We start from the raw sequence: 267 nt of genomic DNA, 5'->3' as shown, positions 1-267 counted from the left end.
ACCGTATCTTGGTACATCATGGATTATCAGCTATTCGTCAAGGCCGCTGCTGTATGGGAATATTGGCATTGCTTGAGCAAGCGGGCCGTGATCCCAAGCAGCTCCATGCGAAAGATTTTGGTTTTGTATTAGGCCCACGTATCAATGCAGCTGGGCGTATGGATAATATGCGCATTGGTATCGAGTGCTTATTAACCGAAGACTGGAGTACTGCACAACGTTTGGCTCAAGAGCTTGAGCAGTTGAACCGTACGCGTCGTCATGTAG

The 267-nt window shown here is 48.3% G+C and carries 1 pseudogene; it reads left to right on the top strand.

Going from position 1 to position 267, the window contains the following annotated elements:
* Positions 1-267: pseudogene (locus tag AAEY87_RS14035) on the top strand (single-stranded-DNA-specific exonuclease RecJ); the annotation flags it as partial.

This window comes from Psychrobacter sp. S1-30-MNA-CIBAN-0213 (assembly GCF_040309845.1).
Taxonomy (GTDB): Bacteria; Pseudomonadota; Gammaproteobacteria; order Pseudomonadales; family Moraxellaceae; genus Psychrobacter.
This window is presented reverse-complemented; position numbering and strand designations above follow the sequence as displayed.